This window comes from Halioglobus maricola (assembly GCF_009388985.1).
Classification (GTDB): domain Bacteria; phylum Pseudomonadota; class Gammaproteobacteria; order Pseudomonadales; family Halieaceae; genus Halioglobus; species Halioglobus maricola.
In genome coordinates this window covers 991378-1005060 of the sequence record NZ_CP036422.1, presented here as the reverse complement: position 1 = coordinate 1005060, position 13683 = coordinate 991378, and the positions used below count along the sequence as shown (strand labels likewise).

Here is a 13683-nt window from a genome sequence, read left to right as displayed (position 1 = left end):
ATAAAAAAACGTCCGCCCCCACCTGGGAGTGGACGTTTCGATCTCTTGCCGCGACCCACCAACGGGTCGCCAAACGAATTAACGCTTGGAGAACTGCGGACGCTTACGCGCCTTGCGCAGACCGACCTTCTTACGCTCAACTTCACGAGCGTCGCGGGTCACATAACCGGCGCCACGCAGGGCTCCGCGCAGTGACTCGTCATACTCCATGAGAGCGCGAGTGATACCGTGACGAATAGCGCCGGCCTGACCGAAGCTACCACCGCCTGCAACGGTCACGTTGACGTCGAATTTGTCATTCATTTCAACGAGTTCCAGCGGCTGACGCACAATCATGCGTGCCACTTCACGGCCAAAATACGCGTCCAGGGGACGCTTGTTGACAGTGATGTTGCCGGCGCCATTCTTGATGAATACGCGCGCGGTGGAGGTCTTGCGACGACCAGTTCCGTAATATTGGGTAGCTGACATAATATAATCCGTTAGATATTCAGTGCTTGCGGCTGTTGTGCGGCGTGCGGATGCTCGCTGCCCGCGTACACTTTCAGCTTCTTGAACATGGCGCGGCCCAGAGGGTTACGCGGCAGCATGCCTTTGACCGCACCCTGCAGTACACGCTCGGGAGCCTTGTCGATCAGCTTTTCAAAAGAGATGGACTTCAGGCCGCCGGGATAACCGGTGTGGCTGTGGTAAATCTTGTCGGTCGCTTTGGCACCGCTTACACGTACTTTCTCAGCATTGATCACAACGATGTAGTCACCGGTGTCAACGTGAGGTGTGTATTCGGCCTTGTGCTTGCCGCGCAAACGATGCGCGATTTCACTTGCCAGGCGCCCCAGAGTTTTGTCAGAAGCATCGACCACGAACCAGTCGTGGGACACGTCTGCTGCTTTGGCACTATACGTTTTCATGAGAATAACCGCCTCTTGGAGGGCTCCAATTTCGAGAGCGCGAATACTACCCGCTGACCCGGGCATTTTCAAGCGGCATGTCGAATAAATTTCGTGGCTAATCGCCACCTATTCACTACCTGTTTCGGGAATTTTCACACTTTGGGGGCCAAAGGCAATCGCAACCCTCTAGGGGCGATGTTCCCGGGCCAGGTATTCATGGGACTGCATTTCCTGCAAGCGCGACTCGGTACGCTGGAACTCGAAAGCCAGGCTGCCCCCGGCATAGAGGTCCAACAGGGGCGCCTCCGCCGTCATGACCAGCTTCACATTGCGGTCGTAAAATTCGTCCACCAGGTTGATAAACCGGCGCGCCTGATCGTTCAGATCGGCAGTGAATCGGGGTACATCCGAGAGCAATACAGCGTGAAAAATTCGTGCCAATTCAATGTAATCGTTCTGCGAGCGGGGGCCATCACAGAGCTCAGCGAACTCAAACCAGGCCACATCGTCAGCGAGGCAACGCACGGTGAGATAGCGGCCATTGATCTCTATTCTTTCCCAGTGCTGCCCCTGCTCAACGGCCAGGGCCTCAAAACTGCTGCGCAAGCTCAGGTCTGCAGCCTGATCCAGGGGGCTGTGATAGAGCTCCGCCTGCTGCAGGGTCCGCAGCCGATAATCGACGCCCGCGTCCACATTTACCACCTGGGTATATTTCTGCACAAGGGCAATCGCTGGCAGGAAACGCTGACGCTGGAGGCCGTTTTGGTACAGATTCTCCGGCTCGATATTGGACGTAGCTACCAGGCTCACGCCGCGGTCAAACAGCGCCTCCATGAGGCCACCAAGAATCATCGCGTCGCCAATATCCGTCACAAAAAACTCATCGAAACAGATAATAATCGCCTGCTCGGCCAGCCTGTCGGCCACGATCTCGAGGGGGTTTTTCTCACCCTCCAGGTCCTTGAGTTCGCTGTGCACCCGCTGCATAAACCGATGAAAATGGGTCCGCAGTTTGCGCTCAAACGGCAAGCAATCGAAAAATGCATCCACCAGGTAGGTTTTACCACGGCCGACCCCGCCCCAAAGGTAAAGCCCTACTTCTGGCTCTGGCGCCTCTTTGCGCAGCCGCTTGATAAACCCACCAAGCCCGCCACCTTCGCGGCGGTTATAGCGTGCGACGAGACGCTCATACAGGTCCTGTAGCAAGCGCACAGCCTCCTCCTGGGCGGGGTCGTGATTGAACCCCTCCCGCTGAAGGTCGGTCTGGTAACGCTGCCAGGGCGTAGTCATGAAGTCGTCATGGAGTAACCACGGGAATGCCGGGTAGAATTTGGCGGCACACTTTACCCACCGGCCGCGCACTTGGCAACGCCACCAAGGTAGAGGCAGCAAGGTCTTTGGCCCCTCCGGCAATAGCTGTATACTAGCGCACCCACCCGGTGGCGGTGGGATGACGGCTAGAGGATTAATTCGTGTACGACCTGACCATTGTTATCGCGGCTGCCGCTGCAGCCCTCGTTGTTGGCTTGTTGCTGGGCCTGATGTTCGGGCGCCGCAGCTCACCTGCGGGGCAGAAGCACCGCGAAGTCGAGCGCAAATTGGACCAGGTTCTGCAGGACAAGAAGGTCTACGAGGATGAGGTGGTCGAACACTTTTCCGAAACTGCCCAATTGCTGAACGACCTCACCAAAAGCTACCGCAACGTGCACAACCACCTCGCCAAAGGCGCCGGTGAGCTGTGTCAGGGCAAGGGCCCCGTGGCGCTAGTGAACAGCGCACGCGATCCGGCAGAGATTCCGCAGAACCTTACCGATGTCCAGCAACCTCTGGACTATGCACCAAAAACCTCACCGGACGAGAAGGGCATGCTGAACGAAGAGTTCGGGCTCGACCGCTCAAAAACAGCCGAAAACGCGGATGAAGTTGAGGCTCCACCCAGAGTTTAAGGCGTTCAAACAGGGTTGGGGACGTCGATAAACCGGTGTTCCAGACCAAATAACTCCGCCAGCCGCTCACCCACGGCCTGCACCCCATAACGCTCTGTTGCATGGTGCCCGGCGGCAACAAACTGAATCCCCTCCTCTCTCGCGGTATGGACCGTGGGCTCTGACACTTCGCCGGTGAGAAACAGGTCCGCCCCCGCCGCCACTGCGGCATCGATATAGGACTGGGCTGCCCCGGTACACCAGGCGACGCGGCGCACCAAACGGTCGTCCTCGCCAATCAACAGAGGCTTCTGCCCCGTCAGCGCAGCCACCTGACTGCAGAAGCGGGCTGCGGACACCGGCTCCGGCAAGCTGCCGATATTCCCCACACCCTGGCGGTCCTGTGGATCGAGCGGATCCAGGCCTTCAATCCCTAGCAGTTGACCCAGGCACGCGTTATTACCCAGCTCTGGATGGGCATCCAACGGCAGGTGATACGCCAGCAGGCTTACATCTGCCTTGAGCAATGCGCCCAGACGGCGACGCTTCATCCCGACCACTGGCGCCGACTCTCCCTTCCAGAAATAACCGTGGTGCACGAGAATGGCATCTGCACCCCACTCGATGGCCGCGTCAAGCAGGGCCTGGTTTGCAGTGACCCCTGTCGCGATCCGCCCCACCACTGGCCTGCCCTCGACCTGGAGTCCGTTGGGGCAATAATCGCGGAACCTGTCTGGCTCCAGAGTCGCGTCGAGAAACGCCAGTAACTCATCCAGCTTAACGCTCATTTCATTCAGTCCTGTTCGCGGTCGAGCCGCATCAGATACAATAAGCAGTCGACCATGCTGTAAATCGACCAGAGAAGCGGTACTTTACCGCAGTAAGGGGCGGCGACAAATTTAATGAAAGACAGCCTGAAATTCATCACCTGGCCAGCAATTGCTGGGCTTCTGGCTGCGCTACTGATTCTTGACCGTTGGGTCGTGCCGGGCGCGTCGACACCCCCACAGGGCAGCGCAGTGAGCAGCTACGCGGCGGCCGTGGAAGACGCCAGCCCTTCGGTGGTGAACATCTACACCGCCAAACGTATCGTCGAGCGCGCTCCCCTCCTTGACCGTCGCTCCGCCCTGGTGCTGGCTCCGAGCCGGTCAGTGAGAGAGCGTATCGAGCGATCTCTTGGCTCCGGGGTCATCATGACCACCGCCGGCCACATATTGACTAATCATCATGTGATCGCAGGCGCAGACGCCATCCAGGTACTGCTGCACGATGGCCGCACCGCCAACGCCGTTGTCGTTGGGTCGGACATCGCCACAGACCTGGCAGTCTTGCAAATCGACCTGCCAGGCCTCAATCCAATTTCTACCGGTAATTCCAATCGGCTGCAGGTCGGCGATGTTGTGCTGGCGATCGGCAATCCCCTGGGGTTTGGCCACACAGTCAGCCAGGGCATTGTGTCGGCCCTTGGCCGCTGGGGACTACAACCGAATGCAGCCTACGAGGATTACATTCAGACTGACGCCTCTGTCCACCAGGGCAACTCAGGTGGCGCACTGATCGATGCTCGCGGCCAACTCATGGGTATCAACACGCTCATCTACACCAGCGGCGGGGGCAGCGAAGGTTCAACTGGCATTGGGATCAGCCTCGCCATCCCGATCAATATGGCAGAGTTCGTGATGCACGACCTGATCGAGTACGGCGAAGTCATCCGCGGATGGCTGGGGGTCAGCGTGGATCCGCTACTACCGGTAGAGGGCAATAACCAGGCATTATTGGTGATGGATGTTGCGCAGAACAGCCCGGCAATGCGCGCAGGCCTCGCTCAGGGCGACGTTATCACGCATATCAACGGGGAAACTATCCTGGACGGACGCCAGACAATGCACCAGATCGCCCAGCTGCGCCCCGGTGACACCATCGCTATCTCTATCAGGCGTGACCAGCAGAGCCTCGAATTGCGCGCTGTAGTCGGCATCCAGGGCCAGACCAGCCCTGTACGATAACAGCGCGGCCCGGCTATTTTTTCAGGCGATATTCTGCACTGCGGGCGTGCGCCTCCAGCGACTCTCCACGGGCCAGTACGGACGCGACTTGACCCAGTACCTGCACGCCCTGCTCACTGCACATAATTAGCGAACTGCGCTTCTGGAAGTCGTAGACACCCAGCGGCGACGAGAATCGCGCACTGCGCGAAGTGGGCAATACGTGATTCGGGCCAGCGCAGTAATCACCCAGCGATTCAGAAGTATACGCCCCCATAAAAATAGCGCCTGCGTGGCGAATATCGGGCAGCAAGCGCTGCGGCTCAGCAACCGATAATTCAAGGTGTTCTGGTGCCAGGCGATTGCTAATCTCGACCGCGTCGGCAAGATCGACCGTTTTAATCATGGCACCTCGCCCCTTGAGAGAGGTCGCGATAATCTCCTGTCGCTCCATGTCAGGCAACAGCGCGTCAACAGCCGCCGCGACTCGCTCGAGATAAGCGGCATCCGGGCACAGCACGATAGCCTGGGCATTTTCGTCGTGCTCCGCCTGTGAAAACAGGTCCATCGCCACCCATTGGGGATCGGTGGAGCCGTCACAGATCACCAGGATTTCTGACGGGCCGGCAATCATGTCAATGCCAACCCGACCAAACACCTGGCGCTTGGCAGTCGCGACATAGATATTTCCCGGACCGACGATCTTGTCCACCGCAGGCACGGTTTCGGTACCGTGGGCGAGTGCGGCTACCGCCTGGGCACCGCCAATAGTAAACACCCGATCGACTTCGGCTATCGCTGCCGCCGCCAGGACCATGGGGTTGAGATCACCCCCTGGGGCCGGAACGACCATAATGATTTCACCGACCCCGGCCACTTTCGCGGGAATGGCGTTCATTAACACGGAAGACGGGTAGCTGGCCTTGCCGCCAGGCACATAGATACCGGCGCGATCCAGCGGCGTGATCTGCTGGCCGAGCACATTGCCCTGCTCATCCTGATATTGCCAGCTATCCTGGATCTGGTGCTGGTGGTAGCTGCGAATACGGTCAGCGGCGGCTTCCAGGGCCGATCGCTGGTCGGCAGGAATCTCCGCAAGGGCCTCTTGCAATTGCGCGTCGGATATTTCCAACTCTGACACGGATTGAGCTTCAAGCCGGTCGAAACGCGCGGTGTAGTCCAGCACGGCCGCATCGCCGCGAAGCGCTACGTCGGCAAGCACTTCTCGCACGGTGTCGTTAACCGCGTGATCGAGCTGCTCTTCCCAGGCGGTGAGCGCCTCCAGGCGAGCATCGAAATCCGCCTGACTTGAATCGAGTCGTTGCATGATCAGGTGGCCTCCACGGCCGCTGCCAGATCGTCAATAATGCGCTCTATACCTTTGAAGCTCGAACGCATTGCCGCTTTATTCACAATAAGCCGCGAACTGACATCTGCTATCTCGTCCATAGGCTCCATTCCGTTGGCGCGCAAGGTATTGCCGGTATCCACGATATCCACGATCAGATCTGCCAGATCCATGATCGGCGCCAACTCCATAGCGCCGTAGAGCTTGATCACATCCGCGTGCACGCCCTGGCGGGAAAAATGTTCGCGGGCAATATTCACGAACTTTGTGGCCACGCGAATACGCGCGCCACTCGGCCGCCAGCCGACTGGCCCGGCGGTCATTAACCGGCATCGAGCAATGCCAAGGTCCAGCGGCTCGTAAAGGCCTTCAGCACCGTGCTCCAGCAAAATGTCCTTGCCCACAACACCGATGTCCGCCGCGCCATGACGCACATAGGTGGGCACATCAGTACCGCGAATGACCAGTAGTCGCAGGCCCGGCACCGTTGTGTCGAATACCAGCTTGCGGCTTTTGGCAATATCTTCAATGGGCTCAATGCCTGCACGCGCCAGCAGTGGCAGGGTCTCTTTCAGAATACGGCCCTTGGTCAAGGCGAGGGTAATTTTGTCTGTCATAGTCAGTCCGGTAGGCGGCGTATATCCGCACCCAGCGATTGTAGTTTCTCTTCAATACATTCGTAACCGCGATCTATGTGGTAGATACGGTCTACTCGTGTTTCACCGTCTGCCACCAGCCCGGCAATCACCAGGCTCGCCGATGCGCGCAGGTCCGAAGCCATCACGGGTGCGCCCTTGAGGCGCTCCTGGCCGGTAATAATGGCAGTCGCTCCCTCGATGACAATATTGGCGCCCATCCGGTTCATTTCATGAGTCTGGATCAAGCGGTTCTCAAATATCGTTTCAGTGACTGTACTGGTGCCCTTTGCCACCGCATTCATGGCGGTGAACTGGGCCTGCATGTCGGTGGGAAAACCCGGAAACGGCGCGGTACGAATATTGACTGCCTGGGGTTGGCGCCCTGCCATATCCAGCTCGATCCAGTCCTCGCCACTACGAATGGATGCTCCGGCCTGCTCAAGCTTGGCGAGCACGGCTTCCAGGTCGTGAGGACACGCTCCCCTCAGTCTGACCCGACCGCGCGTGGCGGCCGCGGCGACCAGATAAGTTCCCGCCTCGATGCGATCGGCCATCACCGGGTAGTTGCACCCGCCGAGGCGCTCAACGCCTTCGATCGTGATCGTGTCAGTACCGTGGCCGTCAATTTTTGCGCCCATAGCGATGAGACATCTTGCGAGATCGACAACTTCAGGCTCCCGGGCCGCATTTTCAATCACGGTGCGCCCCTCAGCCAGAGTCGCGGCCATCAGGATGTTCTCAGTGCCCCCTACTGTGACCGTCTCCATCACGATATGGGCACCTTTGAGGCGACCCTCTGTGTGGGCATTGATGTAACCGCCTTCAACCTCGATCCTGGCACCCATGGCCTCTAGCCCACGCAAGTGCAGATCTACCGGTCGGCTACCGATGGCACAGCCACCGGGGAATGACACTCTCGCTCTTCCAAACCGAGCGAGCATCGGACCTAGAACCAGAATCGACGCGCGCATGGTTTTCACCAACTCGTAGGGCGCTGAAAACTCGGAGATACCGTTGGCGTCAACCTCGACACTGAGCTTCTCATCGATTGTGAGAGCCACCCCCATACAGCCGAGCAACTCGATCATCGTTGTGATGTCATGCAAATGAGGCAGGTTGCCTATCGTTACCGGCTCATCGGCGAGCAGGGTCGCAGCCAGAATCGGCAGCGCGGCATTCTTGGATCCGGAAATCCGCAATTCGCCGTCCAGCGGGCCTCCGCCCTTGATGAGGAGCTTTTCCACAATCGTCTCAGAGGTCGTTATGTCAGGCTTCGGACTGCCACTGTTCAGGGGTCAGGGTACGGATATTAACGGCGTGTATCGAGCCGTCTGCAATCTGCTCGCTGAGGGCCCCGTATACCAGTTGTTGTTTTTTCACTGGCCGCAGACCTTCAAACACGTCGCCCACTGCGACGATATCGTAGTTGCTGCCTTCACCCTGCACCTGGAATTCACATTCCGGCAGGTGCTCCTGCAGCAGGTTTTTAACGGTGGCCGCATCCATAACAATCTCCAGTTGTATATTGAATCCCGCCGAACAGGGCCACGCAGGCCGCGCCATGCTGGCCGCGCCGCGCTGGCCGCGCCGCGCAGGGTGGACCTCGCTGGCGACGGGAGAAAGAGCGGCATTTTAGGAGAAATCTGTCGCGATAGCGACCGTACTATTTGGCTGTTTGAGGTTCAGCTCTCGCCGTCGTCTTTAACCTCAATGGCGCTCCAGCTCTCAATCACTGCATCGAGATTGCCGTCCTGCTTACGCGCAGCCGCCTCGAACTGGTTGCGATAGATCTCACCGAGGTTCACGTTTTCGATAATGACGTTGCGCAGCTTCCAATCACCCGATTTGTCACGGCCCATCTGGTAAATGACGATATACGGCTTTGAATCTTCGGTATAGATCAATTGCTCCACCGCGACTTTACTTTGCTGCGCTTCATCGGGCGCCGGGCTAGACACCTCGATACGCGATCCGCCAAACGCCAGCAGACCTTTGCTGTAGGTACGTACCAGACCGATGCGCATAACTTCAGTAAAGCGGTCCAGCTGACCCCTGAGTTGAGCCCTTCCGGGCTCGTCGAGAGAGCGATAGCGCTCGCTACTGGCATAGGGGCCCATAACGCCCCGGGCAAATCCGCGAAAGTCGATTACAGGATCCAGAATCTCCTGGACTTGCGCGTAGTAGCGTTCTGAATCCTCGTCTGCGTATTCTTGAGCCTCCGCAACCACGACCATTATTCGTTCGCTGGTCGAACGGACGACATCATGCGCTCCCGCTCCATCCTGCCCCTCTGCTCGCACAGCTAATGCGAACAGAAACAGCACCACCAGTGATGTCAATTGCGAACCAAATCTCATCTCATGCCCCCAAATGGCCAAAGCTACTATGCTCTAGGGCTGCGCCCTGTATAATCGCGCCTTGCACTGCGTCACGAACACTGCGCCGGATGCCCGCCCTGTAGCTGTCAGACAACAGCGTCAGCGGGACGTTCCCTGCGCGATGGGCGCCTACTGTAACAGGAATTGTTTTCATATGCTGTTAGCTGCCGCCACCATTCTGGTCGGCTTCATTATCCTGATCTGGAGCGCCGATCTCTTCGTTGCGGGAGCGTCCTCTATTGCCGAAAACATGGGCATGTCGCCCATTATTATCGGCCTGACCATAGTCTCCCTGGGTACGTCAGCACCCGAGGTTCTGGTGTCATTTACGGCGGCGTTTTCTGGCGCTGGCGACCTCGCCATCGGCAATGCCATCGGTTCCAACATAGCCAACATCGGCCTGGTGCTCGGCATCACGGTATTGGTCGCACCCATGATGGTGCACCAGAGCTGTATGAAAAAAGAGATGCCCACACTGCTGGTGGTCACATTCGGAGCTGGCATTCTATTGATCGACGATGTGCTCTCCATCATGGATGGCTGGTTAATGGTCGCGGCGCTGGTGCTAATCATCACCCAGATGGTCCGCAGCCAATCCAATGATGAAGTGCTGGTAGAAGAGGCAGAAGAGGAATACCTGCCACATCTCAAGCCGGCCCGCGCCTGGATAACCTTTGGTCTCGGCCTCGCCCTGCTAATTGCAAGTTCGCGGATGCTGGTATGGGGGGCGGTAGTGGTTGCGGAGTCACTGGGTGTCTCCGAGTTGGTTATCGGCCTGACGATTGTCGCCATCGGCACCAGCTTGCCAGAGCTGGCCGCCACCATAGCCAGCGCGTTGCGCGGACACACCGAGATCGCGCTCGGCAACGTCATTGGCTCCAACCTGTTTAATTTACTCGCCGTGATGTCAATTCCCGGAATCGTGGGCGCCGAATCCCTGGAGCCTTCGGTGATTACTCGCGACTACCCGATGATGACTTTCCTCACAGTGTTCCTCGCGCTTGCGATCTACATCAGCCGACGGCGCAGCCGCTCGAACGAGGGCCATTCCTACGTTGGCCGAACGGTCGGGGTGTTGTTAGTGTCGTTCTACGGCCTGTATTATTATTGGCTCTACATCACTATCTGACCGGGCCAGTTTATGGCATCACAATCTAGCTCCATCCATGCGGCCTCAGCCAGGCGCACCATCTCCATGGAAGCCGCCGCAGTCGCTGAACTGGAAGCGAGAATAGACGCGGCGTTCGACCTTGCCTGTGAATTGCTGCTGGCCTGCGAGGGCCGGGTTATTGTCACCGGCATGGGTAAATCCGGACACATCGCGCGCAAGATAGCAGCCACTCTATCGAGCACAGGGACCCCCGCATTTTTCGTTCATCCAGGTGAAGCCAGCCACGGCGACATGGGCATGATCACCGGCGCCGATGTCGTCATCGCCCTTTCAAACAGCGGAGAGGTCGCGGAAGTAGTGAGTCTCATGCCACTGCTGAAACGGATTGGAGCGGCTATCATTAGTTTCACTGGCAACCCCTCTTCCACTCTCGCCACGGCGTCGGACGCCCACCTGGATACGGGCGTGGAAACCGAGGCCTGCCCGCTCAACCTGGCTCCCACATCATCTACCACGACCGCATTGGTTATGGGCGATGCACTGGCCATCGCGCTGCTGGAAGCGCGCGGCTTTACGGCAGAGGATTTCGCTTTTTCCCATCCCGGGGGAACCCTTGGCAAGAAACTGCTTCTAAAGGTTGAAGACCTTATGCAGACCGGTGCAGCAGTGCCGCGCGTGTCCGCAACAAGTTCCCTGTCTGAGGCGTTGCTCGAAATCAGCGCTAAAGGCCTGGGAATGACATCAGTCACAGACGAGGCCGGCAAGCTTGAGGGGATTTTCACAGACGGAGATCTGCGCCGCGCGCTCGATGCACAGGTGGACATCAACGCAACATCGATGGGCAAGCTGATACATACCCGGCCGAAGACGGCACGGCCAGGGATGCTGGCAGCAGAGGCGCTGAGAATTATGGAAGAACATGAAATTACCTCACTGCTCGTGACGGCAGACGATGGCCGCGAGATCATCGGCGTACTTCACCTGATGCACCTGCTCCACGCCGGGATCGCCTGATGGCCGACGCAGAAATTGCGCAGTCACTGAAACTGCTCGCCCTTGATGTCGACGGCATCCTCACCGACGGTCGGATTTACTACGGCAATAATGGCGAGGAGCTCAAGTCCTTTAACATCAAAGATGGTCTCGGCATCAAACTACTCCAGCAGGGCGGTGTAGACATCGCCCTGATCACTGGCCGTAGTTCCGACATTGTCGCGCGCCGCGCCAGGGAACTCGGCATCAACGACGTAATCCAGGGCCGCGAGGACAAGCTCACAGCCCTGAAGAGCCTGTGCCAAGACAAAGGCATCACCCTGGCAGAATGTGCCTACATGGGTGATGACCTGCCCGACCTCGCGGCGGTGCGCGCCGCGGGCCTTGGTCTCACCGTCAGCGATGCAGCCCTGCCAGTTCGTAACGCTGCCGACTGGATCAGCGAACTTGCTGGCGGCCAGGGCGCCGTGCGCCAGGCCTGCGAAATGATTTTGACGCTGCGCGGTACACTGGATTCGCTGCAGGCCGACTTCGACTGATGCCCCGCCCCGCACTGCAAATACTCCTGGCTCTGGCAGTATTGCTGGCGGCAAGCTATTACTGGAAACCACAAACAGCCGCCACCCCTGACCTCGCGACCAGTGAACGTCACGAAGCGCTGCCTCTCACCTACATCCAGACCGTGCGCACCTGGGCGTTCGACGAGCAGGGCGTCCTCAGCGACATTCTGGAGGCCGAGAGAGTTGATCGATTTCGCGAGGGTGACTACTCGATGATGATGGAACCAAGGTTTTACTCCCATAGTGATGAGGGTAAAACCTGGTCCGCCAAGGCGACTCGTGGCCGCTGGGAACACAACCGCGAAAGGCTACTGTTGCGAAAAAATGTGGTACTGTCCCACGACCAAACGGGCACTAACATGGCTACGCACGTACTGGATATTTACTTGGACAAACGTACCGCGGAAAGCAACCGGCAGGTCACGATCACCCAGGGCAAAAACCAGACTGTCGCCGACGGCATGATCGCCAATCTGGTAACGGAAACCATAAGCCTCAAACCCAATGTGGAGAGCATCTATGTCCAGTCGCCCTGAGCGACCTTGCGCCCTGATCGCGCGCCTGCTGGCTGCAGCTTCCCTGGCCCTGGTAGTCACCGGGCCGGCGAACGCGCTGCCCGATGATCGCAACCAGCCGATCCTGATTGAGGCCGACGAAGCAGTCCGCGACGAAAAGCAGGGATTCACCCGCTATGTTGGCAATGTGACCATGGACCAGGGCAGCCTGCATATCGAGGCGGAACGAATTACCGTTTATCACGATGCCAAAGACGCCGACCGCATTCTGGCAGAGGGCGCGCCGGCGCATATGCAACAGCAGCCCGAACCCGAAAAGGGGCTGATCAAGGCATACGCCAACATTATCGAATATCACAAGGCCGAAGACCGGGTTCAGCTGCGCGAGAACGCCAGTATCGAACAGGAAGGCTCCACCGTCACCGGCGACAGCATAGATTACTTTATTACCGAGCAATTGGTGCGGGCCGATTCAGACAAGAGCCGCGAGGACAGCCGTGTTCAGGTCGTCATCGAGGCCGCAGCCCTCGACCAGGAAGAGGAAGCCAGTGGCGACACTGAAAGCGAGTAATCTGGCGAAGGCCTACAAGGGTCGCGAAGTCGTTCAGGACGTTTCCATCGAATTGGAAAGTGGCCAGGTGGTGGGTTTGTTAGGCCCCAACGGGGCCGGTAAAACGACCTGCTTTTACATGATTATCGGAATCGTGGCGGCCGATCGGGGCACCATCGAGCTCAACGGCGAGGACATCACCCCCCTGTCCATGCACGAACGCGCCCGTCACGGTATCGGCTATCTGCCGCAGGAAGCGTCAATTTTCCGCAAATTGAGCGTGGCCGACAATATCCTGTCGATTTTGGAAACACGGCCTGACCTGAACCGTAAGCAACGCAATGAGCGCTGCCAGCAGTTGCTCGAGGAATTCAACGTCGAGCATCTCCACGACAGCCTCGGCCAGTCGCTTTCCGGAGGAGAGCGACGCCGCATAGAAATTGCCCGCGCCCTTGCGACCGAGCCTGACTTCATCCTGTTGGACGAGCCTTTCGCCGGCGTGGACCCGATCTCAGTGAATGATATAAAACAGATTATCACCCATCTGCGCGGTCGCGGGATTGGTGTACTGATCACCGACCACAATGTTCGCGACACTCTGGATATCTGTGAAAAAGCATTCATTGTCGGGGAGGGTCACATCATCGCAGCGGGCAGTGCCGATGAGGTACTGAACAACCAGCGGGTCCGCGACATATACCTGGGCGAGCAGTTCTCACTCTAACGCCCACGCCCTTTTCAGGCAGCTGTCAACAAGCAAATTTCGCGCCAAAACCTTGCAAGCCAT

17 protein-coding genes are annotated in these 13683 nt (G+C 58.3%); 8 read left to right on the top strand and 9 right to left on the bottom strand.

Features of this window, described 5'->3' with window-relative positions; genetic code table 11:
- Positions 1 to 78: 78 nt before the first annotated feature.
- The 3 genes from rpsI to zapE all read right to left on the bottom strand — a co-directional run bounded on the left by rpsI (position 79) and on the right by zapE (position 2183).
- Positions 79 to 471 (bottom strand): 30S ribosomal protein S9, encoded by a 393-nt coding sequence (gene rpsI / locus EY643_RS04520; protein WP_152661072.1) that lies wholly within the window; start codon positions 469 to 471, stop codon positions 79 to 81.
- 11 nt (positions 472 to 482) lie between these two features.
- The gene (gene rplM / locus EY643_RS04515) at positions 483 to 911 is read right to left on the bottom strand and encodes a 50S ribosomal protein L13 (protein WP_152661071.1); all 429 of its coding nucleotides are present in this window, start codon (positions 909 to 911) and stop codon (positions 483 to 485) included.
- A gap of 168 nt (positions 912 to 1079) precedes the next feature.
- Positions 1080 to 2183, bottom strand: a complete 1104-nt coding sequence (gene zapE / locus EY643_RS04510; protein WP_152661070.1) for a cell division protein ZapE — start codon at positions 2181 to 2183, stop codon at positions 1080 to 1082.
- A gap of 182 nt (positions 2184 to 2365) precedes the next feature.
- Here zapE and EY643_RS04505 point away from each other — a divergent pair, with 182 nt between their 5' ends.
- Positions 2366 to 2839: a Z-ring associated ZapG family protein gene (locus EY643_RS04505; RefSeq protein ID WP_152661069.1), complete on the top strand. Its 474-nt coding sequence runs from the start codon at positions 2366 to 2368 to the stop codon at positions 2837 to 2839.
- A 5-nt stretch (positions 2840 to 2844) separates the two neighbouring features.
- Here the strand turns inward: EY643_RS04505 and EY643_RS04500 are convergent, their stop codons facing one another.
- The gene (locus tag EY643_RS04500) at positions 2845 to 3606 is read right to left on the bottom strand and encodes a Nif3-like dinuclear metal center hexameric protein (RefSeq protein WP_152661068.1); all 762 of its coding nucleotides are present in this window, start codon (positions 3604 to 3606) and stop codon (positions 2845 to 2847) included.
- A gap of 114 nt (positions 3607 to 3720) precedes the next feature.
- Between EY643_RS04500 and EY643_RS04495 the strand changes: the two genes are divergently transcribed.
- Positions 3721 to 4824: a S1C family serine protease gene (locus EY643_RS04495; protein WP_152661067.1), complete on the top strand. Its 1104-nt coding sequence runs from the start codon at positions 3721 to 3723 to the stop codon at positions 4822 to 4824.
- Between the two features lie 13 nt (positions 4825 to 4837).
- On the opposite strand, the gene hisD is transcribed toward EY643_RS04495, so the two are convergent.
- The 5 genes from hisD to EY643_RS04470 form a co-directional block, all read right to left on the bottom strand.
- Entirely contained in the window at positions 4838 to 6136 is a 1299-nt protein-coding gene (gene hisD, locus EY643_RS04490; RefSeq protein ID WP_205743204.1) for a histidinol dehydrogenase, read from the bottom strand.
- Complete coding sequence (gene hisG / locus EY643_RS04485; protein ID WP_152661065.1) at positions 6133 to 6768, bottom strand: ATP phosphoribosyltransferase; 636 nt, start codon at positions 6766 to 6768, stop codon at positions 6133 to 6135. The genes hisD and hisG overlap by 4 nt, the downstream gene beginning before the upstream one ends.
- A 2-nt stretch (positions 6769 to 6770) precedes the next feature.
- Positions 6771 to 8033 (bottom strand): UDP-N-acetylglucosamine 1-carboxyvinyltransferase, encoded by a 1263-nt coding sequence (gene murA, locus EY643_RS04480; protein WP_152661064.1) that lies wholly within the window; start codon positions 8031 to 8033, stop codon positions 6771 to 6773.
- A 22-nt stretch (positions 8034 to 8055) separates the two neighbouring features.
- A complete protein-coding gene (locus EY643_RS04475) occupies positions 8056 to 8295 on the bottom strand; it encodes a BolA family protein (protein WP_152661063.1) in 240 nt (79 codons plus the stop codon).
- A 176-nt stretch (positions 8296 to 8471) separates the two neighbouring features.
- Entirely contained in the window at positions 8472 to 9146 is a 675-nt protein-coding gene (locus EY643_RS04470) for an MlaC/ttg2D family ABC transporter substrate-binding protein (RefSeq protein WP_152661062.1), read from the bottom strand.
- Positions 9147 to 9321: 175 nt separating this feature from the next.
- Here EY643_RS04470 and EY643_RS04465 point away from each other — a divergent pair, with 175 nt between their 5' ends.
- From EY643_RS04465 to lptB, 6 genes are read left to right on the top strand one after another with little or no spacing between them, the layout of a single operon-like run.
- Complete coding sequence (locus EY643_RS04465; RefSeq protein ID WP_152661061.1) at positions 9322 to 10296, top strand: calcium/sodium antiporter; 975 nt, start codon at positions 9322 to 9324, stop codon at positions 10294 to 10296.
- Positions 10297 to 10308: 12 nt separating this feature from the next.
- Positions 10309 to 11292 carry a KpsF/GutQ family sugar-phosphate isomerase gene (locus EY643_RS04460; protein WP_240732820.1) on the top strand — a complete coding sequence of 328 codons (984 nt, stop codon included), beginning with the start codon at positions 10309 to 10311 and terminating at the stop codon, positions 11290 to 11292.
- Complete coding sequence (locus tag EY643_RS04455) at positions 11292 to 11810, top strand: KdsC family phosphatase (RefSeq protein ID WP_152661060.1); 519 nt, start codon at positions 11292 to 11294, stop codon at positions 11808 to 11810. Before EY643_RS04460 ends, EY643_RS04455 begins: the two co-directional genes overlap by 1 nt.
- Entirely contained in the window at positions 11810 to 12367 is a 558-nt protein-coding gene (lptC, locus tag EY643_RS04450; RefSeq protein ID WP_152661059.1) for an LPS export ABC transporter periplasmic protein LptC, read from the top strand. Before EY643_RS04455 ends, lptC begins: the two co-directional genes overlap by 1 nt.
- Positions 12351 to 12917: a lipopolysaccharide transport periplasmic protein LptA gene (gene lptA, locus EY643_RS04445; protein WP_170287278.1), complete on the top strand. Its 567-nt coding sequence runs from the start codon at positions 12351 to 12353 to the stop codon at positions 12915 to 12917. The genes lptC and lptA overlap by 17 nt, the downstream gene beginning before the upstream one ends.
- Positions 12895 to 13620 carry an LPS export ABC transporter ATP-binding protein gene (lptB, locus tag EY643_RS04440; RefSeq protein ID WP_152661057.1) on the top strand — a complete coding sequence of 242 codons (726 nt, stop codon included), beginning with the start codon at positions 12895 to 12897 and terminating at the stop codon, positions 13618 to 13620. The genes lptA and lptB overlap by 23 nt, the downstream gene beginning before the upstream one ends.
- The last annotated feature ends 63 nt before the right edge of the window (positions 13621 to 13683 follow it).